Genomic DNA, 19,064 nt, shown 5'->3' on the forward strand with positions numbered 1-19,064 from the left:
AACCTGCTGTGGGCCCGCGGCCGCACCTGGCGCGTGGCGCCCCTGGCCGCCGCGGCCGCCGCGGCCGTCCTCGTCGTCCCGGCGTGGGCAACCACCCTCTACGACCAGTCGAAAACCGACGGCAGCGCCGACTCGCGGGCCGCCACCAGATGGGTCGTCGACCACATTCCCCACGACGCCGTCGTGGTCACCGACGACTACATCTGGATGGACCTCAAACTGGCCGGCTTCACCAAACCGGTCTGGCTGTGGAAACTCGACACCGACCCGGAAGTCATGCAGATGTACCTACCCGCGGGCGCGGCGAGCATCGACTACGTCGTCATGACCGACCAGGCCGACAGCACCCTTGCCGCACTGCCGACCCTGCGCGACGGCGTCGCCGACTCCACGGTGGTGGTCCGCTTCGGTGCGATCCTGGTGCGGAAGGTGGACGCCTGAAGCGCCCGGGGCCGACGCGTGGGAGGAACTTCCCGAGCCGGTCGGGAAGCGCGGGCTTCAACCGCCCGGGCGGGCTCCCGGGCGGGCTCCCGGGCGGGCTCCCGGGCGGGCCAGGCCCGATTCGTATGCGAACACCACCGCGCCGATGCGGTCCCGCAGCCGCAGCTTGGCGAGGATCCGGCCGATGTGCGTCTTCACGGTCGTCTCGCCGAGGAACAGCCGGCCGGCGATCTCGGCGTTGCTCAGCCCGAGCGCGACCAGGCCGAGCACCTCCCGCTCCCGCTCGGTCAGCACCTCGGAGCGCGGGTCGGGCTCCGGCGCGGCGGCCCCGGTCACGTGCCGCTCCAGCAGCCGCCGGGTCACCGACGGCGCCACCATCGCGTCGCCGCGGAGCACGCCGCGGATCGCGACGAGCAGTTCCGCGGCGGGCGCATCCTTGAGCACGAACCCGTGCGCGCCGGCCCGCAGTGCGGCGTAGGCGTACTCGTCCAGGTCGAACGTGGTGATCATGAGCAGCCGTGTCTCGGGCACGGCCGCCGCGATCCGTGCCGCCGCGGTCACCCCGTCGAGGGCCGGCATCCGCACGTCGAGCAGCACCACGTCGGGCCACGTCCGCTCGGCCAGGCGCACCGCGGCGACCCCGTCGGCGGCCTCGCCCACCACGGTCAGGTCGGGCTGGCTGTCCACGACCATCCGCAGCCCAACCCGCATGAGCTCCTGGTCGTCGCAGATCAGTACCCGTGCCGTCACAGGCCGATCCTGCCAATGGCCGCCTGTGCGCCCGCTGTGCGCGGCTGAGAGCCGGCTGTGGAGCCGACCGGCAGCGTCGCGACCACCCGGAACCCGCCGGCCTCGACCGGTTCGGCGGTCAGCGTGCCGCCGGCGAGCGCGACCCGCTCCCGCATGCCGGCCAACCCCCGCCCGGACGACGGCAGGCCTGCGGCGCCGCCGGTCCCACCGGCGTCGAGCACCTCGATGCGCAGGGTGCGGCGGCGTCCCGGAGTACCGAATCCGACCCGGACATCGGCCCGGGCACCCGCTCCGGCATGCTTGACGACGTTGGTCAGGGCCTCCTGGACGATGCGGTACGCCTGGGCAAGGATCTCCGGCGGCACCCCGTCCGCGGTCCCCGTGACGTGTAGCCCGGCGCCGTTGCGGCGCACCAGGTCCTCGAGGTCGGCCGCCGTGGACGCGTGCTCGTCCAGTGCCGCCAGCAGGCGGCGCAGCTCCTCCAGCGCGCCCCGCCCGGTGGTGCTGATCAGCTCGAGCGTCCGGTCGACGACGGCCGGGTCGACGTGGCGCATCAGCCGGGCGCCCTCGGCGTTGACCACCATGACGCCGACGCTGTGGGCGAGCACGTCGTGCAGCTCGCGGGCGATCCGGGCGCGCTCGCCGGCGGCGGCCGTGGCGGCGAGGGCCCGGCGCTCGGCCGCCGCGCGGGCCTGCCGTGCGCGCAGGTACTCGCCGAGCAGCCACGCCACGGCGAGGGACAGGCAGAACCCGGCGGAACCCCAGTAGGCGTCGATCCCGGGATACCAGCGAATGGCCCAGGCGACGAAGAACCCGGCGCCGGCCGCGGAGACCACCGCCGCCGCTGCGCGCCGGCCCGCCTGCACCAGTGTGCACACCACGACCTCGACGGCGAGGTGACCCAGCGGGAGGTGTTCGCGCCAGACCGTGCCGAGCAACCCCAGCCAGGCCGCGCCGAGCACCACCGCGGCCGCGGCGAGCGGTCGCCGTCGGCGCCACAGGAGCGCTGCGGCGAGCACGACGAGCAGTGCCACCTGGACCCAGCGGGGCCGCCCGTCGGGCAGGGCGGTCAGCGACACCCCCGCCAGCACGGCGGCGAGCGCCGCGTCGCGCGTCCACACCAGCCTGGCCAGCCCATACACCCGACCCAGGATACGGACCGGTTCCTTCCACGGTAGGACGTTCGTGGGCCCACGGGACGACGCCCGGTTACGACGGCCGTCCATAGCGTCGCCGGCATGTCGATCTTCCGGGAGTTCCTGCTGCACCCACGCACGACCGGCGCCGTCGCGGCGAGCTCGCCCGCCCTCGCCCGGGTGCTCACCGACGGCCTGCGCCTGGAACAGGCCCGTACCGTCGTCGAGCTCGGCCCGGGAACCGGCCCGGTGACGGCGGCCATCCTGCGGCGCATGGCGCCCGGCGCGCGGTTCGTCGCGGTAGAGGCCAACGGCCGGCTGGCCGCGGCGCTGCGCCGGCGGTATCGCCTCCGCCCGGTCGAGGTCGTCCACGACTCCGCCGAGCGGCTCGCCGACATCGTCGACGGCCCGGTCGACGCGGTGGTGTCCGGCCTGCCGTGGACGGTCCTGCCGCGCCCGGTGCGCACCCGCATCCTCGACGCGATCGGCGCCGTGCTCGCCCCGGACGGCGGTTTCACCACGTTCGCCTACGCTCACGCCGCGTGGACCCCGCCGGCGCGGGACTTCGCCGCCGACCTCGGCGCGCGGTTCCAGACGCTGGAGCGCTCGCCGCTGGTGTGGTCGAACCTCCCGCCCGCCTTCGTGCACCGCGCGCGCTGCCGGCGTTGACGTGCCTCCGGCCCGGAGCGGTCGCTGCCAGCTTCCCGGCCGCCTGGAGTCGATCGAACGTTTCGGACGTTAGCCGGCGGTCGCACTGGGTAGCGGCGGATCGCCGTGTTCGTGCCACGGCTTGACCTTCGAGCGATCCGTCGTGGGGGTTCGGTTGACCAAGATCAGTGTGGAGCCGGTGGTTGCGCCGTCGCCGGTTCGTCGTCAGGGGCTGCGGCTGTGGCTGACCGTGGCCGCGGCGGTCGTCGCGCTCGCCGCCGGCGGGTTCGTCACGTTCAGGCTCACCAGTACGATGCCGGCGCCGCAGATCAAGCAGACCCTGCCGCAGACGTACACGATCCCGGGCGCCGCGCCGGTGTTGCCGTGGCCGCAGGCCGGGCAGGCGACGGTCGAGATCGACGGACTCGGCCGGGTGGGCAGCTCCGGCGGGTCGCGGCCCGTGCCGATCGCCAGCGTCACCAAGGTGATGACCGCGTACCTGATCCTGCGGGATCATCCCCTGCGCCTCGACGAGAACGGCCCCACGCTGACCGTCTCGGCGGAGGAGGCCGCCGCCTACCCGGCCCAGCTCGCCTCCGGCCAGTCGGTGGTCCAGGTGGTCGCCGGTGAGGTGCTCACCGAACGGCAGGCCCTCGAGGCCCTGCTCCTACCCTCGGCCAACAACGTCGCCCACATCCTCGCCCGGTGGGACGCCGGCAGCAGCGACGCGTTCGTCACGAAGATGAACCAGGCCGCGGCCCAGCTCGGGATGGCCAACACGAAGTACACCGACCCGTCCGGGCTCGCAGCGACCACCGTCAGCACCGCCGACGACCAGGTCACCCTGGCCCGGGTGGCGATGCAGGTGCCGGTGCTGGCGCAGATCGTGGCGATGTCGAAGGTCACGCTGCCCGTGGTCGGGCAGGTCGAGAACGTCAACACCCAGCTCGGCAAGGACGGGCTCGTGGGCATCAAGACCGGCTTCACCGACGAGGCCGGCGGCTGCCTGCTCTTCGCGGCCGACTTCTCCGCGGAGGGGCAACGGTTCAGGGTCATCGGTGCCGTGCTCGCGCCCGGCCCGAGCCCGGCGGACGCCTTCGAGGCCAGCCGTCGCCTGATCCAGGCCAGCACCGGCCTGCTGCACAAGTACAAGGTCGTGCACGCCGGCGAGGTCGTGGCGACCCTCCGGGGACCGACGGGCAGGAGCACGACCCTCGCCGCGACCGGCGACGTGGACGTGGTCGGCTGGCCCGGCCTGACCTACCGGATCGACACGGTGGGCGCCTTGCCGGGCCGCATCGCGGCGGGCACCGGTGCCGGCACGCTCAAGTACACCGCTTTGGCCACGGCCGCGACCACCGCCGTGCAGGCCACCGACGCGCTCGAACCACCGAGCTGGTGGGAACGAATCACGCACGGGTGAGTGCCGGCGTGAGCATTCGGCACGACGCGGTCAGCGCCCAGGTTCGCTGGGCGGGGTGTCCGGCTCCGCGGCGATGATCTCTGTGAACGCTTCGAGGGCTGCCACATCACCATACGGCCGCCGGACGTACGTGTCGGCCCAGCCGGCGGCGTCCGGGTATCCGCCGGCGACGATTCGCTCGGCGGACAGACGCCGGGGCGAGCCGGCCCGGCGCGTGCTGCGGCACCGATGCGACGGACCGGTCGCGCCCCGCGGGCGTGACCGGTCCGTCCGATGACATTGCTCGTCCGCGTCAGCAGTAGAGGTTGCCGCCCGCGGGCACGCCCAGGATGCCGACGAACTGGTTGTAGAGGTTGACCCGGCTCTGCACCTGCGCGGGGTTCCCGCCGTTGCACTCGATGCTGTTGATGGCCCGGATCGTGGTGCCGAAGCCCTGCCCGTTCACCATCGCGTTGTGCGACGTGGTGCCCGCGCCGCCGGTGCCGGTCATCCAGTACCACAGGCCGGTCTGCCACGAGATCGACGAGTTCGTGGCCACCAGGTCCGGGTTGTTGAGCAGGTTGACGCCGAGCGCGTCGCCGGCCGCCTTGTAGTTGAAGTTCCAGCTGAGCTGGATCGGCCCGCGGCCGTGGTACGCCGACTGCCCGGCCGGGCAGCCGTAGGGCTGGCTCCAGTCGCAGTACGTCGGCCAGTTGGCGGTGTTGATCTCGTTGATGTAGACGAGCCCGCCGGTCTCGTGACTGACGTTGGCCAGGAAGGCCGCGGCCTCCTGCTTGCGGACCGTGTCGCTGCCGGTGGTGGCGAACGCGGGGTACTTCTTCATGGCGTCGGTCAGCCCGGCGTACGTGTAGAACGAGTTCCGGCTCGGGAACATCTGGTTGAACTGGGCCTCGCTGACCACGAACCCGCCCGTACCGCCACCACCGCCGGGGACGTTCCACTTCTGGTTGGCGCCGCCGCCGCAGTCCCAGATCTGCAGCGGAGTGCCGTCGGCGGAGCTCACGCCGGTGGCGTCGAGGCACTTGTTGGCCTGGGGGTTGACGATGTCGCGGGCCGCGTTGGCGACCCACTGCTGGGCGCCGGTGCCGTTGCAGTCCCAGATCTGGACCTTGGCCCCGTTGGCCGTGGAGCCACCGGAGACGTCCAGGCACTTGCCGAGGGCCCGGATGGTGCCGTCGGTGCCCACGGTCCAGCTCTGCGCGTTGGTACCGTTGCACGTCCACAGCTGCACCTGGGTGCCGTTCGCGCTGTTGGCCGACGCGACGTCGACACACTTGCCGCCGTAGCCGGTGATCGCGCCCGTGCCCGCGGCGGCGACGCCCGGGACGAGGATGACGGTGCCGAGCACGGCGGTGGCGGCCGCGACGAGAACCCGGCGCAGGTACCCAGATCGTCGTCTGTCCATGATGCTGCTCCTGAGGGGTGTTGGTGGGACATGGACCTGGATCGAATTGGCGGACTTTTTTCATATCTCAAATTTGGCTTACTGTAAAGAGTCCTTCCTTTTATCGGAGTGATGGGGCGCGCGAACCTCACCACCCGCGCCCCATCAACCACCTCACCTGACGCTGTAGCCGCCCCAGGCCGCGGCGCGTTCGTTGAACGCCGCGAAATCGGCCACCCACTCCCGCAGCAGCTCGGGCCGCAGGTCCTCGAGGTACAGGGCCAGGTCGCCGACGAGGTCGGCGGCGAGCGCGGCCCGCAGGCGGCCGGCGATGAACGCGCACTGCTGCGGCGAGATCTGCCAGCCGCTGTTGGAGCTGAACATGTCGACCGGCATCGTCTCCGCCGCCGGCGGGAACCGCTCGGGGTCGATGACCTGCTCCAGGCCGCCGCCGGTCACGACCCCCGCCTCCAGCATGACCAACCGCACGTCCTGCATCTGCCAGGAGCTGAGGCCGAAGCCGGACCGGAGCGGGTCCTCGGGAACAAACGAGTAGCCCATCAGGCACACACCGCCTCGGTGCCGGAGTTGTGGGATTTGGGGCCATCGGTACCGCCGGTCAGGACCGAAGCCGGGACCCTGAGCGGGGCGAGCACATGGTGGACAGTCGACATCGCGCCAGTACAACGCGCGTCAGCCGCTGCCGGTTCGGCCGGTGGATCATCCTGGCACGAAGGCGGGAGCATCGGCGGGCGCGGCGCGAACAGCTGGCCGGCTCCGGCCGGTAAACGATTTGGCCGCGGTGGCAACAGAAGGGTGTGATCTCATCCAACCCGCTGTCCGCGCGGCTGAGCCGGCGCCGGTTCGTCGGTGGCGCGGCAGTCGCCGGCCTGGCGCTGGCCGCCGGCTGCGCTCATGAAGATGACGACGCCTTCGGCGCCGGTGTGCTCGCGGGCGGGCCGGCGGAGCAGTTCACGCCGCCGACCGCCAAGCTGTCCGGGGCGCTGAGGATCCTCGCCTGGAGCCATTTCGTGCCGACGTACGACCGCTGGTTCGACGGCTTCGTCCGCCGGTGGGCCGGCCAGGCCGGCGTCGACGTCACCGTCGACCACATCGACCTGGGCCAGATCACGACCCGGGTGGCGGCCGAGATCTACGCCGGCCGTGGGCACGACCTCATCCAGTACGTGGCGCCGCTGCCGCAGTTCGAACCGGCGGTGCTGGACCTCACCGACCTCGTCCGCGAGGCCAACCGGCGGTGGGGTCCGCAGCTGGAACTGTGCCGGCGGTCGAGCTACAACCCGGCGACGAACCGGTACTTCGCCTACGCGCCGGGCTGGGTGCCGGATCCCGGGAACTACCGGCGCTCGATGTGGTCGAAGATCGGCCTGCCCGGCGGCCCGTCGAGCTGGGACGAGTTGCTGCGCGGCGGGGCCGAGATCCGCCGCGCCACCGGTGTCCAGCTCGGGCTCGGCATGTCGCAGGAGCTCGACTCGAACATGGTCGGCCGCTCCCTGCTGTGGTCGTTCGGATCGTCCATTCAGGACGCCGAGGGGCGGGTCACGCTCGACACGCCCGAGGCGGTGGCGGCGGTGGAGTTCATGACCCGGCTGTACCGCCAGGCCATGACCGACGAGGTCTTCTCGTGGATCCCCACCTCCAACAACCAGGGGCTGGTGGCCGGCCGGCTGTCCTACATCAGCAACTCGATCTCCGCCTGGCGCACCGCGCAGCGCTCCACCCCGGCGATCGCGGCCGACATCGACTTCGTGCCGGCGCTGGCCGGCCCGGCGGGAGCCACGGCCGCGCACCACCTCGTGCACAACTGGGTCATCCCGAAGTACGCCGCCGGGGCCGCCGCCGGACAGGAGTTCCTGTTGCACTACACCGCAAACTTCGCCGCCGCCACCTACTCGTCGATGCTGTACGACCTGTGTGCCTGGCCCGGCCGTACCCCGGAGCTCGCGACCTGGCTGCGGCGCGACCCGTTCCGCGCCGACCCGCCCGGCAAGCTCGAGCTGCTCGTCGACGCCGCCCGGTGGAGCGCCGACCTGGGCCACCCGGGTACCGCCAACGCCGCCGTCGGGGAGGTCGCCAGTAGCTTCGTCATCCCCGACATGTTCGCCCGTGCGGCGCGCGGCGAGGTCAGCGCCGCCGTCGCGGTCGCCGACGCCGCGGCGCAGGTCCGGTCCATCTACGGCAAATGGCAGGCCCGGGGGCTGGTGGCCTGATGGGGCACCACGCATTCCCGCCGCGCCGTCGCCGCCCCCGCGACCGCGACCGCGCGCTGGCATCGCTGTTCGTCGTCCCGACCGTCGGCTACGTCGCCGCCCTGATCCTCGGGCCGGTGGTCCTGGCCGTCGCCTACGCCGTGTCGGACGTGACCGTCGCCGACCCGACCTTCGACTGGGCCGGCCTGGCCGGCATCGAACGCGTGCTGACCGACGCGGTGTTCTGGCGGGCGTTGCTCAACACGTGCATCATCACCGCGGCGACCACGTTGCTGGCGGTGGTCGGCGGGAATGTGGTGGCCCGGCTGATGCTGGCCCGGGTGTACGGACGGTGGCTGGTGCGGCTGTGCGTGTTGCTGCCCTGGGTCACCCCGGTCACCGTGTCGTCGGTCGCGTGGCTGTGGATGCTCGACTCGGTCTACTCGCCGCTGGACTGGGCCGGTCGCCAGCTCGGCCTGCTCGGCGCGGGGGAGAGCGTCAACTGGCTCGGCCGGCCCTCGACGGCCATGGCATCGGTCGTGGCGGTGCAGGCGTGGCGGCTCACCCCGCTCACCGCCGTCATCATCATGGCGGGGCTCGTGGCGATCCCCCGCAACATCTACGAGGCCGCCCGTGTCGACGGTGCCGGCCGCTGGCTGCGGACCCGCTTTATGACGGTACCGCTGACCGCCCCGATCGTCGCGGTTGCCGGGCTGTTCTGCGCGGTCTTCACGTTCAGCGACATGGCGGTGGTGCGGGTGCTGACCAACGGCGGCCCGACCCACTCCACGGAGGTGCTCGCCACGCTGGCGTTCCGCCGGGGCATCGACGGGGGTGACGTCGCCCAGGGCGCCGCGGTGGCCCTGTTCCTGCTGCCCGTGCTGCTGGCCGCGACGCTGACGATCCTCGGCCTGGTGCGCCGGATGGTGGCCCGGTGATCCCCGCGCGGCGCGCCGAGCGGGCGCGGCGGCGGCAACGGCTGGGTGGTGTGGCCGTGCACGCGGCGGCCTACGCGGCCGCGTTGCTGGGCGCGGGCCCGTTCCTGTGGAGCATGATCACCGCCGTCAAGCTCAACCGGGACCTGTACGACCCGTCGCACAGCCCCTTCTGGTTCAACGCCCCGCCGACCGCCGACCACCTTGCGTACCTGTGGCGGCACACGGCCTTCCCGACGTTCGCGTGGAACACGCTGTGGATCGGCGCGGCGGTGGTCGCGGTGACCCTGCTGCTGGCCACACCGACCGGCTACGCGCTGGCGCGGCTGCAGCGGCCGTGGGCCGGCCGGCTCGGCATGGCGATCTTCCTGTGCTACCTCGTCCCGCCGAGCGTGCTGTTCCTGCCGCTGTCGCGGCTCGTCGCCGCCGTCGGTCTGCAGGACTCGGACTGGGCCCTGGTGCTGATCTATCCGACGCTGACCGTCCCGGTGTCGGTCTGGCTGATGATGGGGTTCTTCAGCGCGATCCCGGCGCAGGTCGAGGAGCAGGCGCTGGTCGATGGCTGCACCCGGTTCGCCGCCTTCCGCCGGGTCGCGCTGCCGCTGGCGGTGCCCGGGTTGGTCGCGGTCGTGGTGCTGAGTTTCGTCCTGTGCGCGAGCGAGTACCTCTACGCGATCGCGTTCGTTTCTCCCACCGCCGGGAAGGTCGTCTCGACCGGGATCCCCACCGAGTTGATAAGCGGGGACCTGTTCTACTGGCAGTCGCTGCAGGGTGCCGTCGTGTTCGTCGCGGTGCCCATCGCGGTGGTCTTCAACCTGCTGCTCAAGCGGTTCGTCGCGGGATTCACCGCGGGCGCGGTGACCGTGGGCTGACGCACGGCGGAGGGCCGGCTACGGCGGCGGCCCGATGCCGCTTCTCGGCGCCTCGGTGCTGCTGCCCGGCCGGTCGTCGAAGATGATGTGGATGTTGACGTCGGCGCGGCCGAGCGCCCACAGGCCGATGACGTCGGCCAGCGCGAAGATCACCGCGGCGAGGATCGCCAGCACGATCCGCCGCCGGCGTTCCCGGCGCCGCCAGTCGGCCAGGGCGGCCGGGTAGCGGTTCGACGCGCCGTGGACCGAGGTCGCGAGTGCGTCGAACACGTCGCGGAGCTGCTCCTCGGCGACCCCGGAGCCTGCAGCCGGACCGGTCGCGGATGCCCGATGCGGGACCTGGCCGGGTGGAACGCCACTCATCTCCGCTCCTCCAGTAACCGCGTGAGCGTGGCCATACCCCGCGACGTGTGTGACTTGACGGCGCCGGCCGAGATGCCCATTGCCGCGGCTATCTCCGATTCTCGCAGATCCAGCCAGTACCGCAGCACCAGCGCTTCGCGCTGCCGGGTCGGCAGCCGCTTGATCGCCTCCACCAGGGCCCGCTGGTCGTCGCGCAGCAGCACCTCGGCCTCGGCCGACCCGACCAGGTCGATCACCTGCTCGGCATGCCTGCGTGCCACCTGCAGCCGGCGCACCCGCATCCGCACGAGGTTGCAGACGACGGCGCGCAGGTAGCTCAGCGCGGCGTCGTGACTGCGTAACCGGTGCCATCGCCGGTACAGCTCGTAGAACGCCTCCGAGACGATGTCCTCGGCCTCGCCCTCCGCGCCGAGCAGCACCGCCAGGCGCAGCAGCGGGGTGTGGTTGGCGTCGAAGAGCCTGGCCAGGGCGGCCTCGCGTTCCAGGTCGGCGAGGCTGCCCCCGGCGGGGTCGAGCCTGGCCGGCGCCGGGTCGACGGCCGGTGCGAGCGGGGGTGAGGAGACCTGTTGCGTCACGGGGCCACCGCCCCGGCGACGGTACCGTTGCCAGCCTCCCGGGCCACGCCGAGCCGGTCCAGCACCGGGGTCAGCGCGGCCGCGACCGCGAGGTTGAGCACCAGCGCGGCGAGCGCGACGTACACGTGCACGCCGGCGAACGAGACGACCGAGGAGAAGCCGCCGGAGGCTACCAGCACGGTCCCCGCTACCATGCCGACGAGCCAGCCGGCGAGCAGCGCGCCGCGGTGCGGCCACCGGGTGAACAGCCCGAGCGCCACCGTGGGAAACGTCTGCAGGATCCACACCCCGCCGAGCAGCTGCAAGTTGATCGCGTCCTGGTCCGGTAGGCCGAAGGTGAACGCCAGCGCCCCGAACTTCGCCACCAGCGAGACCGCGCGGGCGACCTGGGCCTGGTGCTTCGGCGTTGCTGACGGGTGGAAGTACTCGACGTAGACGTTGCGGACGAACAGCGTCGCCGCGCCGACCGACATCACCGCGGCGGGCACCAGCGCCCCCACCGCCAGTGCGCCGAACACGAGCCCGGAGGCGACCGGTGAGGTCAGCTCCCGCACCATCAGGGGCACGGCCGCCTCGGCGTTGCCGGGCCGGGCCTCGACGCCCGCGGCGAGCGCTGCGACGCCGAGCAGCGCGAAGAGGCCCAGCACCGCGGTCCACGCGGGTAACCCGATGATCGCCTTGCGCAGCCGGTCGCCGCTGGACGCGGCGAAGGACGCGGTCAGCACGTGCGGATACATGAGCAGCGCGAGCGCGGAGCCGAGCGCCAGCGTGGCGTAGGCGGTGTAGAGCGAGGGGGTGAGGGCCAAGGAGGTCTCCGGTCCGCCGCGCACGGTGATGGCGTCCTCGGCGGCGCGGAACACCGCCTGCGGTCCGCCGAGCCGGTCGAGCACGAGCACGACGACGCCGACGACCGTGGTGCCGACCAGGACTCCCTTGGCCAGGGAGATGACGGTCGGCGCGCGCAGCCCGCTGCGGTACGTGGCGCCGGCCAGCACCGCGAACACCGCGACCAGCGTGAGGTCGCCCGCGATCCCGTCGGGGTAGAGACCGCCGGCGACCAGGACCGCGCGGATGCCGAGGAGCTGCAGGGCGATGTACGGCATGGTGGCGAGGATCCCGGTGAGCGCCACCACGAGCGCGAGCAGCGGCGAGTCGTAGCGGGCTCGCACGTAGTCGGCCACCGTCGTGTGGCCGTTGGCCTTCGCCACCCGCCACAGCCTCGGCAGGAGCACGAAGGCCAGCGGGTAGACGATCACCGTGTACGCGAGCGCGAAGAACCCCAACGCCCCGACGCCGTACACCAGACCCGGCACCGCGGCGTACGTATAGGCCGTGTAGATCGTGCCGCCGAGCAGGAACCAGGTCAGCACGGCCCCGAACTGCCGCCCGGCCAGCGCCCAGCCGTCGAGCGTCGGCAGTTCGTCGCGTACCCGGAAGCGCCGTGCGGCGATCGCGAGTAGTGACGTGCCGGCGACGACGAGCGTGAAGGCGGCGGTGCTGGCGGGATCGACCATGGGCACCCTCTCAGTCCTTCGTATGTTGCGCAGGCTTCCGGATTGGTTGACACGAAACAAGAGGCAATCGGGCAGTAAACCGTGCGACATGGGTGCGCAACATTCAGGCGTCGTCGACGACTGTTCGGGAGGCTGGGATGGCGAGATTCCGCAAGGCAGGCAGAGTCGCTGCCTATACCGGCCTGGCACTGCCGCTTGTGGCCATCCTCTGGGTCCCGTTGTATGCGCGGACCACGCCTCGGCTGGCCGGGTTGCCCTTCTTTTACTGGTTCCAGTTCGTCTGGATCTTCCTCAGCGTGGTGCTGATGGCAGTCAGTCATCTGCTGCTGAAGCGTGTGGACCCTGAGGTCCGTGCGTCGGGGACGCATCCTGGCGGACACCCCCACCCTGGAGAACATGCATGAGCATCTTCAGTCCGACGACCCGGGCCCGCCCGGGTCTGCGCTCCATCGTGATCTGGACGGCCGTGTCGATCGCCGGCGCGATCGCCTGGGGGATCATCGCCCTGGCCCGTGGCGAGAACATCTCGGCGATCTGGTTGGTGGCCGCGGCGCTGTGCTCGTACGCGATCGCCTACCGGTTCTACGCGCGGTTCATCGCCCGGCGCGTGCTCAAGGTCGATGACCGGCGTGCCACGCCCGCGGAGCGGCTGGACAACGGCATCGACTACCACGTCACCGACCGGCGTGTGCTGCTGGGTCACCACTTCGCCGCGATCGCGGGGGCCGGGCCGCTGGTCGGGCCGGTCCTGGCGGCGCAGATGGGCTACCTGCCCGGCACGATCTGGATCATTGTCGGTGTCGTCTTCGCCGGGGCTGTGCAGGACATGGTGGTCATGTTCCTGTCCATGCGCCGTGACGGGAAGAGTATCGGCCAGATGGCCCGGGACGAGATCGGCCGTGTCGGCGGTGTCGCAGCCCTGGTGGCCGTCCTCTCCATCATGATCATCCTGCTCGGTGTTCTTGCGCTCGTGGTCGTCAACGCGCTCGCGAAGTCGCCCTGGGGCACCTTCTCCATCGCGATGACCATCCCGATCGCCCTGTTCATGGGCTTCTACCTGCGGGTGCTGCGGCCGGGCCGGGTGATCGAGACCAGCGTGATCGGCGTCAGCCTGCTGGTCTTCGCCATCGCCGCGGGTGGCTGGGTCCAGGACTCCAGCTGGGCGGGCGCGTTCACGCTCAAGCCCGAGACCCTGGTCTTCTGCCTGGTCGGGTACGGTTTCCTCGCGTCCGTCCTGCCGGTGTGGATGCTCCTGGCGCCGCGCGACTACCTGTCCACGTTCATGAAGATCGGGACGATCGGGCTGCTGGCGGTCGGTGTGCTGGTCACCGCCCCGGTCCTGCAGAACGAGGCCGTCACCAAGTTCGCCTTCAGCGGCGACGGCCCGGTCTTCGCCGGCACCCTCTTCCCGTTCGTCTTCATCACCATCACCTGTGGGGCGCTGTCCGGCTTCCACGCCCTGATCTCCTCGGGCACCACGCCGAAGATGATCCAGAAGGAGTCGCAGGTCCGGCTCGTCGGCTACGGCGCGATGCTGATGGAATCCTTCGTCGCGGTCATGGCGATCATCGCCGCGTCGCTGCTGGACCCGGGGCTCTACTACGCGATGAACTCCCCTGGCGGCGTGGTCGGCACGACCTTCCAGAGCGCCGCGACGGCAGTGACCAACATGGGCTTCGTCGTCACGCCGGAGACCCTGCAGGCCGCGTCCGCCGCCGTCGGTGAGCCGACGCTGGTGTCGCGCACCGGCGGCGCGCCGACGCTCGCGGTCGGCATCTCCGAGATCTTCTCCGGCTTCCTCGGCGGGGCGGGCCTCAAAGCCTTCTGGTACCACTTCGCGATCATGTTCGAGGCGCTGTTCATCCTGACCACGGTCGACGCCGGGACCCGGGTCGGCCGGTTCATCCTGCAGGACATGCTGGGCAACATCTGGAAGCCGCTCGGCCGGGTCAGCTGGCGACCCGGCCTGTGGCTGACCAGCGCGGCCGTCGTCGGGGCCTGGGGCTACTTCCTGTACACCGGCGTCACCAACCCCCTCGGCGGCATCAACCAGCTCTACCCCCTGTTCGCCGTCGCCAACCAACTGCTCGCCGCCCTGGCACTGACCGTCGTCACCGTCATCCTGGTCAAGAGCGGCCGGCTCAAGTGGGCCTGGGTCACCGCCATCCCGCTGGCCTGGGTCACCGCCGTGACGATGACGGCCAGCTACCAGAAGATCTTCTCCACCGACCCGAAGATGGGCTTCTACGCCCAGCGCCAGCGCTTCGCCGACGCACTCGAACAGGGCAAAGTGCTCGCACCCGCCAAGAACCTCGACCAGATGCAACAGGTCGTCACCAACTCGACCGTCCAGCTCGTACTGTCCGTGCTCTTCGCAGTCCTGATCATCATCGTGATCGTGGACGGGGCACGGGTATGCCTGCAGGCCGTGATCCGCGGCCGCGAACTACCCACGACGGAAGTACCGTTCGTGGAATCGACGATCGTCGCACCATCCGGCCTCTTCACCAACACCAGCGAGCAGCGGGAACTCGTCATAGCGGCCGCCGTCGACAGGAGCGGCGAGCGGTGAGGCTGCGGCACCTGGCGGCGCAACTGTGGTGGTATCTACGCGAACTGGCCGGCGAGACCGGCTACGACCACTACGTCCTGCACCACCAGGAACACCGCACAGCGGGAGCCCCGCTGACCCGGCGGGAGTTCGAACAGCTGAAGTGCGGCACAGCCGTACGCTGCTGCTGAAACACACGACCACGGCGCGGCCGGACCGGGTCTCCACCGACCCGGCCGGCCGCGACGGCAGCGCTGTCTCCACGGACGACTCGGCAGCGCTGCACGGAGCTGGGCCGTTCGGCCCACCCGTTCCGGGTCGGGCGCCGGCGGGCGGGTCAACAACACCCCGCAACCCTGCCCGCCGGCTGTGGCGGCACCCCGCGGTGCGCCACCACGGATACCGGGCGGGCGGAGCAGGAAAACTCGGTAGCCCGGCCCGGCGCGACCTGGCTACCCGCACGTGCATCCGCAAACCGGGCGCCGTGAGGTATTGGCCGAACGGCTGAGTCATTCCGGGATGGTCCGGTGGCAGGGCGGCCGGCCGGGCCAGTGAACGGCGTCACACATCGCCGTCGCGGCGAGATTTTGGCGACAGAACGTCGTAATCTTTACGACAGGTTGTCGCATAAGGAGTGTGCGTCGTGTCGGAGCGAGCCCAGAAGCTGATCGTCGTCACCGGAGCCTCCACGGGCATGGGCGCGGCAGCCGCCCGCGAACTGGCGCACCGGGGATTCCACGTCCTGGCCGGCGTGCGACGCGACCGCGACGCCGACGCCGTCCGATCGGCCGGCATCGAGCCGGTCATCCTCGACATCACCAGGTCCGAGCAGGTGGAGGGGCTCGCCGCGCGGGTCGCGGAGGACCCGCGTGCGCTGCACGCGCTCGTGAACAACGCCGGCATCCAGGTGAACGGCCCGGTCGAGGCCCTGCCGATGGAGCAGTGGCGGTGGGTGTTCGAAGTCAACCTCTTCGGCCACATCGCCGTCACGCAGGCGCTCCTGCCCGCGCTGCTGCGCAGCAAGGGTCGCGTGATCAACATCAGCTCGGTCGGTGGCAAGGCCGCCATGCCGACCTACGGCGCGTACGCCGGCGCGAAGTTCGCGCTGGAGGCGGTCAGCGACTCGCTCCGCCGGGAGGTCGCGCCGTTCGGCGTGCAGGTGGTCGTGGTCGAGCCCGGCGGCGTCCGCACGGAGATGGCCGCCCGCGGGATCGCGACGGCGAACCATCTGGCCGCCCGGATGACGCCGGAGCAGGATGAGCGCTACGGCAGCCTGGTCCAGGCGATCAACTCGCTGATGGCCTCGGGGACCGCGTCGGGCCTGACCGCTGACGCCGCCGCCCGGGTCATCGCGAAGGCCGCGACGACCCGCAGACCCCGCACCCGCTACCCCATCGGCCGCGATGCTGCCCTGATCACCCGCCTGACCCGGATGCTGTCCGACCGCACGCTCGACCGCGTCATCGCCGCCAACCTGCGCCGCCACTACCCGAAGGGAGCCGCCGCATGACCCGCCGCGGCCTCCGGCCCGCACGCGCGGGAGGAAGACCTGGGGCGAGAGCGCGGCCGCAGTGGGAGAGGATGATCGGATGCCGCGGATCCGGGGAGCCAGCATTGGCGAGCACAACGAGATGGTGTGGGCCGGCCTCGCCGAGGCGCTGCGGCAGCTGCTGATCGAGCGTGACTACGAATCGATCAACATGGGTCACATCGCGGCCCGGGCCGGGCTCGCGCGCAACACGCTGTACAACTACGCCCGCGACAAGGGCGCGCTGGTCGTGGCGTTGACCGAGCGGGCGGGCCGGCCCGCGGTCGAGCGAGTGGCCGCGATCGCGGCACGCTTTGAGGTCTCGGCTGAGCAGCGGATGCGGGAGATCGTCGAGGCGGTCCTCGAGGCATTCACGGACCAGGTCCTGCAGCTGATGTTCCGGCCGGGCTCCGGCCTGCCGGTCGCCGAGGTGCCGAAGGGGCCGGACAGCCCGTTCCACGCGATCGTGGTCGAGGTGGAGAACGTCGCCCGGGACGGCATCGCGCGCGGAGAGTTCCGCGACGTCGGCGACGTGCACCTCGCGGTGGAGCTGCTGTCCGGCGTCATGCGCGCGGGCGCCGAACGCATCGGCCGGGACCCGGCCGCGTTCGCGGCCACGGTCCGCGCGGCGCGGGAGATCGTCCTCGCGTCGCTGGCTCGCCACCCGATGACGACGGTCCGGTGAAGGCGGGCGGTGAGGTCACCGCCGATCCCACCGGCTCCGCCGTCGCCGGCCGGCCCGCGCGACGCTCAGCCGGCGCGGGTGATCCGCAGCGTCAGGACGTCGGTGCGCACCGTGATGTGGCCGTGGAAGAGGGCCAGCTCCTCGGCCGTGTAACCGATCTGGGTGGCGTTCACCAGCGGGTGCCCGAGCGGCACGCCGAGGCGCTCGACGGACTCCTCGTCGGCCAGGACCGCGGCGAACTCGATCTCGGCGCGGCGGACCGGCATGCCGGTCGCGCCGGCCAGGAACTCGAACATGTCGTGGTCGATGCTGAGCAGGCCCGACGGGTCGAGGTCCCGGCCGCCGACGGAGAGCGGGAGGTGGTCGCGGATCCAGGCCGCGGCCACCCCGTCGACGGCGAAGAGGCGGTCGACTCGCCACACCGGGTCGCCGGGCGTCAGGCCGAGGACCTTGGCGCAGTCGTCCGGGCAGGCGGTGCGGCTCACCGCCGCGTCCTGGAGGGCCGGGCTGTGGCCCGAGGCGGTGATGCGGTCGCGCAGCGCGGTGACGTCGCTGATCGAGACCGGGACCCGCTCGGCCGGCTCCCGGACGAACGTGCCGACACCCCAGGTGCGGGTCAGGACCCCCTCGGCGGCGAGTTGGCCGAGCACCTCGCGCACGGTGGCGCGGCTGACCGCCAACCGGTCCGCGAGCTCCCGTTCGTTGGGTAGCTTGTCACCGCTCTGGAACTCGCTGCCGATCAACTCGCGCAGCTGTATCTGCGCGGCCTGCAGCGCGGTTTCGCGCCGAGCCATTCAGTCCCACCTCTCCGCCGTACAGGAGTGTAGTAGCGCCGGTCGCTACCAGACCTGTTCGAGCACGCGCAGGGTGTTCCCCCCGATGACCTTGGCGATCTCGTCATCCGAATAGTCGTGTTTGACCAGCCAGCCGACGATGTTGCCGAACGCCTCGCCCGGGTTCTCCAGGCCGGAGACGTACTCCACCCGGGGGTGCGACGGCTTCTTCCCGCTGTCGTGGGCGTAGTTCCCCGCGTACGTGTTGTGCACCCCGACGTGGTCGCCGAACATCGTGTCCGGGCCGAACGTGACGTGGTCGATGCCGACCAGGTCGACACAGTACGTGAAGTGGTCCATCACCGACTCGATCGAGTGCTCCGGGTGCCGCTCCGACAGCGTGGTGTGTGGCGCCGCCTCGATGCCGATGACGCCGCCCCGCTCGGCGCAGGCGCGGATCACGTCGTCCGGCTTCATCCGAGCGGTGTCCCACACCGACCGGGCGCCGGCGTGGGTGATGAACACCGGCACCCGGCTGGCCTCGATCACGTCCAGGCAGGTCTGGTCGCCGCTGTGCGAGATGTCGATGGCGATGCCGAGCTTGTTCATCCGGTCGACGGCACGCCGGCCGAAGTGGGTCAGCCCGCCGTCCCGCGGCTCGGAGAGCCCGCCGCCGAGCATGTTCGCCTGGCTGTAGGCGATGCCGAGCTGACGTACGCCGAAGCCGTACAGGATGTCGATGCGGTCCAGCTCGTTCTCGATCGGGCTGCAGCACTCCAGCCCGGCGACCAGGGCGAGCCGGCCGTCGCGCCGGGCGGCCCGGATGTCCTCGACCGAGGTGGCCAGCCGCACGTGGTCCTGCTTGTAGAGGTCGCTCATCCGCATGCCGAGCGCGTAGATCAGGTCGTTCCACTTCCAGCCGCTCTCGCTGGTCACGCAGGAAGCGCCGGCCATGAAGTTGTCGAAGACCGCGGTCAGGCCGGAGCGCGCAAGACCCTCGTACCCGGTCCGCTGGCGCGCGGTGCGGTTGTAGGCGCGCAGCTGCCGCACGTCGGCGGGGAGGACCACGGGGTGCTCGTGCAGCGAGATCGCGATGTGCTCGGCGAGGAGCCGGGTCACCCGCTGCCGCTGCGCGTCGGAGAGCCCGAGGTCGTGTTCGGGTACGCGGCCGACCTCCGAGGCCAGGTCGAAATCCCGGTAGTCGAGGTGCGGCTCGAGGTACGAGTAGGACTTGTGGCCCTGGTACCGGGTCGCTGGTTCTTGCAGCACAGCACAG

Annotated in this window: 19 protein-coding genes and 1 pseudogene; 11 read left to right on the top strand and 9 right to left on the bottom strand. The window is 71.4% G+C overall.

Annotation, left to right across the window (positions count from 1 at the left end):
* Window positions 1-441, top strand: a pseudogene (locus tag IEZ31_RS52465) (hypothetical protein); the annotation flags it as partial.
* A 57-nt stretch (window positions 442-498) separates the two neighbouring features.
* Here IEZ31_RS52465 and IEZ31_RS52470 read toward each other — a convergent pair.
* Both IEZ31_RS52470 and IEZ31_RS52475 read right to left on the bottom strand, forming a co-directional pair.
* Window positions 499-1,191, bottom strand: coding sequence for a response regulator (locus tag IEZ31_RS52470; protein ID WP_190257686.1), 693 nt, complete (start codon window positions 1,189-1,191; stop codon window positions 499-501).
* Window positions 1,188-2,333 (bottom strand): sensor histidine kinase, encoded by a 1,146-nt coding sequence (locus tag IEZ31_RS52475; RefSeq protein ID WP_190257687.1) that lies wholly within the window; start codon window positions 2,331-2,333, stop codon window positions 1,188-1,190. Before IEZ31_RS52475 ends, IEZ31_RS52470 begins: the two co-directional genes overlap by 4 nt.
* Before the next feature lie 96 nt (window positions 2,334-2,429).
* Between IEZ31_RS52475 and IEZ31_RS52480 the strand changes: the two genes are divergently transcribed.
* On the top strand, window positions 2,430-2,996 hold the full coding sequence (locus IEZ31_RS52480; RefSeq protein ID WP_190257688.1) for a class I SAM-dependent methyltransferase: 567 nt from the start codon (window positions 2,430-2,432) through the stop codon (window positions 2,994-2,996).
* Between the two features lie 142 nt (window positions 2,997-3,138).
* Window positions 3,139-4,398, top strand: a complete 1,260-nt coding sequence (locus tag IEZ31_RS52485; protein ID WP_190257689.1) for a D-alanyl-D-alanine carboxypeptidase family protein — start codon at window positions 3,139-3,141, stop codon at window positions 4,396-4,398.
* A 292-nt stretch (window positions 4,399-4,690) separates the two neighbouring features.
* Here the strand turns inward: IEZ31_RS52485 and IEZ31_RS52490 are convergent, their stop codons facing one another.
* Window positions 4,691-5,803 carry a chitinase gene (locus IEZ31_RS52490; protein WP_190257690.1) on the bottom strand — a complete coding sequence of 371 codons (1,113 nt, stop codon included), beginning with the start codon at window positions 5,801-5,803 and terminating at the stop codon, window positions 4,691-4,693.
* Window positions 5,804-5,956: 153 nt separating this feature from the next.
* Window positions 5,957-6,343, bottom strand: a complete 387-nt coding sequence (locus IEZ31_RS52495; RefSeq protein WP_190257691.1) for a hypothetical protein — start codon at window positions 6,341-6,343, stop codon at window positions 5,957-5,959.
* A gap of 257 nt (window positions 6,344-6,600) precedes the next feature.
* On the opposite strand from IEZ31_RS52495, the gene IEZ31_RS52500 reads away from it, so the two are divergent.
* Genes IEZ31_RS52500 through IEZ31_RS52510 form a run of 3 tightly spaced genes read left to right on the top strand, consistent with a single transcriptional unit; the run spans window position 6,601 to window position 9,799 of the window.
* Complete coding sequence (locus IEZ31_RS52500; RefSeq protein WP_229837177.1) at window positions 6,601-8,013, top strand: ABC transporter substrate-binding protein; 1,413 nt, start codon at window positions 6,601-6,603, stop codon at window positions 8,011-8,013.
* A complete protein-coding gene (locus IEZ31_RS52505; RefSeq protein WP_190257692.1) occupies window positions 8,013-8,930 on the top strand; it encodes a carbohydrate ABC transporter permease in 918 nt (305 codons plus the stop codon). The genes IEZ31_RS52500 and IEZ31_RS52505 overlap by 1 nt, the downstream gene beginning before the upstream one ends.
* Window positions 8,927-9,799, top strand: coding sequence for a carbohydrate ABC transporter permease (locus tag IEZ31_RS52510; protein ID WP_229837178.1), 873 nt, complete (start codon window positions 8,927-8,929; stop codon window positions 9,797-9,799). Before IEZ31_RS52505 ends, IEZ31_RS52510 begins: the two co-directional genes overlap by 4 nt.
* 18 nt (window positions 9,800-9,817) lie before the next feature.
* Here IEZ31_RS52510 and IEZ31_RS52515 read toward each other — a convergent pair whose 3' ends face one another.
* Genes IEZ31_RS52515 through IEZ31_RS52525 form a run of 3 tightly spaced genes read right to left on the bottom strand, consistent with a single transcriptional unit; the run spans window position 9,818 to window position 12,257 of the window.
* Window positions 9,818-10,162 (bottom strand): hypothetical protein, encoded by a 345-nt coding sequence (locus IEZ31_RS52515; protein ID WP_229837179.1) that lies wholly within the window; start codon window positions 10,160-10,162, stop codon window positions 9,818-9,820.
* Window positions 10,159-10,737, bottom strand: a complete 579-nt coding sequence (locus IEZ31_RS52520; protein ID WP_190257693.1) for an RNA polymerase sigma factor — start codon at window positions 10,735-10,737, stop codon at window positions 10,159-10,161. Before IEZ31_RS52520 ends, IEZ31_RS52515 begins: the two co-directional genes overlap by 4 nt.
* The gene (locus IEZ31_RS52525; protein ID WP_229837180.1) at window positions 10,734-12,257 is read right to left on the bottom strand and encodes a sodium:solute symporter family protein; all 1,524 of its coding nucleotides are present in this window, start codon (window positions 12,255-12,257) and stop codon (window positions 10,734-10,736) included. Before IEZ31_RS52525 ends, IEZ31_RS52520 begins: the two co-directional genes overlap by 4 nt.
* An 86-nt stretch (window positions 12,258-12,343) precedes the next feature.
* On the opposite strand from IEZ31_RS52525, the gene IEZ31_RS52530 reads away from it, so the two are divergent.
* From IEZ31_RS52530 to IEZ31_RS52550, 5 genes are all read left to right on the top strand, one after another.
* A complete protein-coding gene (locus tag IEZ31_RS52530; RefSeq protein ID WP_229837181.1) occupies window positions 12,344-12,655 on the top strand; it encodes a DUF3311 domain-containing protein in 312 nt (103 codons plus the stop codon).
* The gene (locus IEZ31_RS52535; RefSeq protein WP_190257694.1) at window positions 12,652-14,823 is read left to right on the top strand and encodes a carbon starvation CstA family protein; all 2,172 of its coding nucleotides are present in this window, start codon (window positions 12,652-12,654) and stop codon (window positions 14,821-14,823) included. Before IEZ31_RS52530 ends, IEZ31_RS52535 begins: the two co-directional genes overlap by 4 nt.
* Entirely contained in the window at window positions 14,820-14,993 is a 174-nt protein-coding gene (locus IEZ31_RS52540; protein WP_190257695.1) for a CstA-like transporter-associated (seleno)protein, read from the top strand. The genes IEZ31_RS52535 and IEZ31_RS52540 overlap by 4 nt, the downstream gene beginning before the upstream one ends.
* A gap of 452 nt (window positions 14,994-15,445) precedes the next feature.
* Window positions 15,446-16,312, top strand: a complete 867-nt coding sequence (locus IEZ31_RS52545) for an SDR family oxidoreductase (RefSeq protein ID WP_190257696.1) — start codon at window positions 15,446-15,448, stop codon at window positions 16,310-16,312.
* 79 nt (window positions 16,313-16,391) lie between these two features.
* Window positions 16,392-17,015: a TetR/AcrR family transcriptional regulator gene (locus tag IEZ31_RS52550; protein ID WP_190257697.1), complete on the top strand. Its 624-nt coding sequence runs from the start codon at window positions 16,392-16,394 to the stop codon at window positions 17,013-17,015.
* Between the two features lie 65 nt (window positions 17,016-17,080).
* Here the strand turns inward: IEZ31_RS52550 and IEZ31_RS52555 are convergent, their stop codons facing one another.
* Complete coding sequence (locus tag IEZ31_RS52555) at window positions 17,081-17,809, bottom strand: GntR family transcriptional regulator (protein ID WP_190257698.1); 729 nt, start codon at window positions 17,807-17,809, stop codon at window positions 17,081-17,083.
* Between the two features lie 45 nt (window positions 17,810-17,854).
* Window positions 17,855-19,057: a dipeptidase gene (locus IEZ31_RS52560; RefSeq protein ID WP_229837182.1), complete on the bottom strand. Its 1,203-nt coding sequence runs from the start codon at window positions 19,055-19,057 to the stop codon at window positions 17,855-17,857.
* Window positions 19,058-19,064 lie beyond the last annotated feature (7 nt).

This window comes from Dactylosporangium sucinum (assembly GCF_014647515.1).
GTDB classification, from domain to species: domain Bacteria; phylum Actinomycetota; class Actinomycetes; order Mycobacteriales; family Micromonosporaceae; genus Dactylosporangium; species Dactylosporangium sucinum.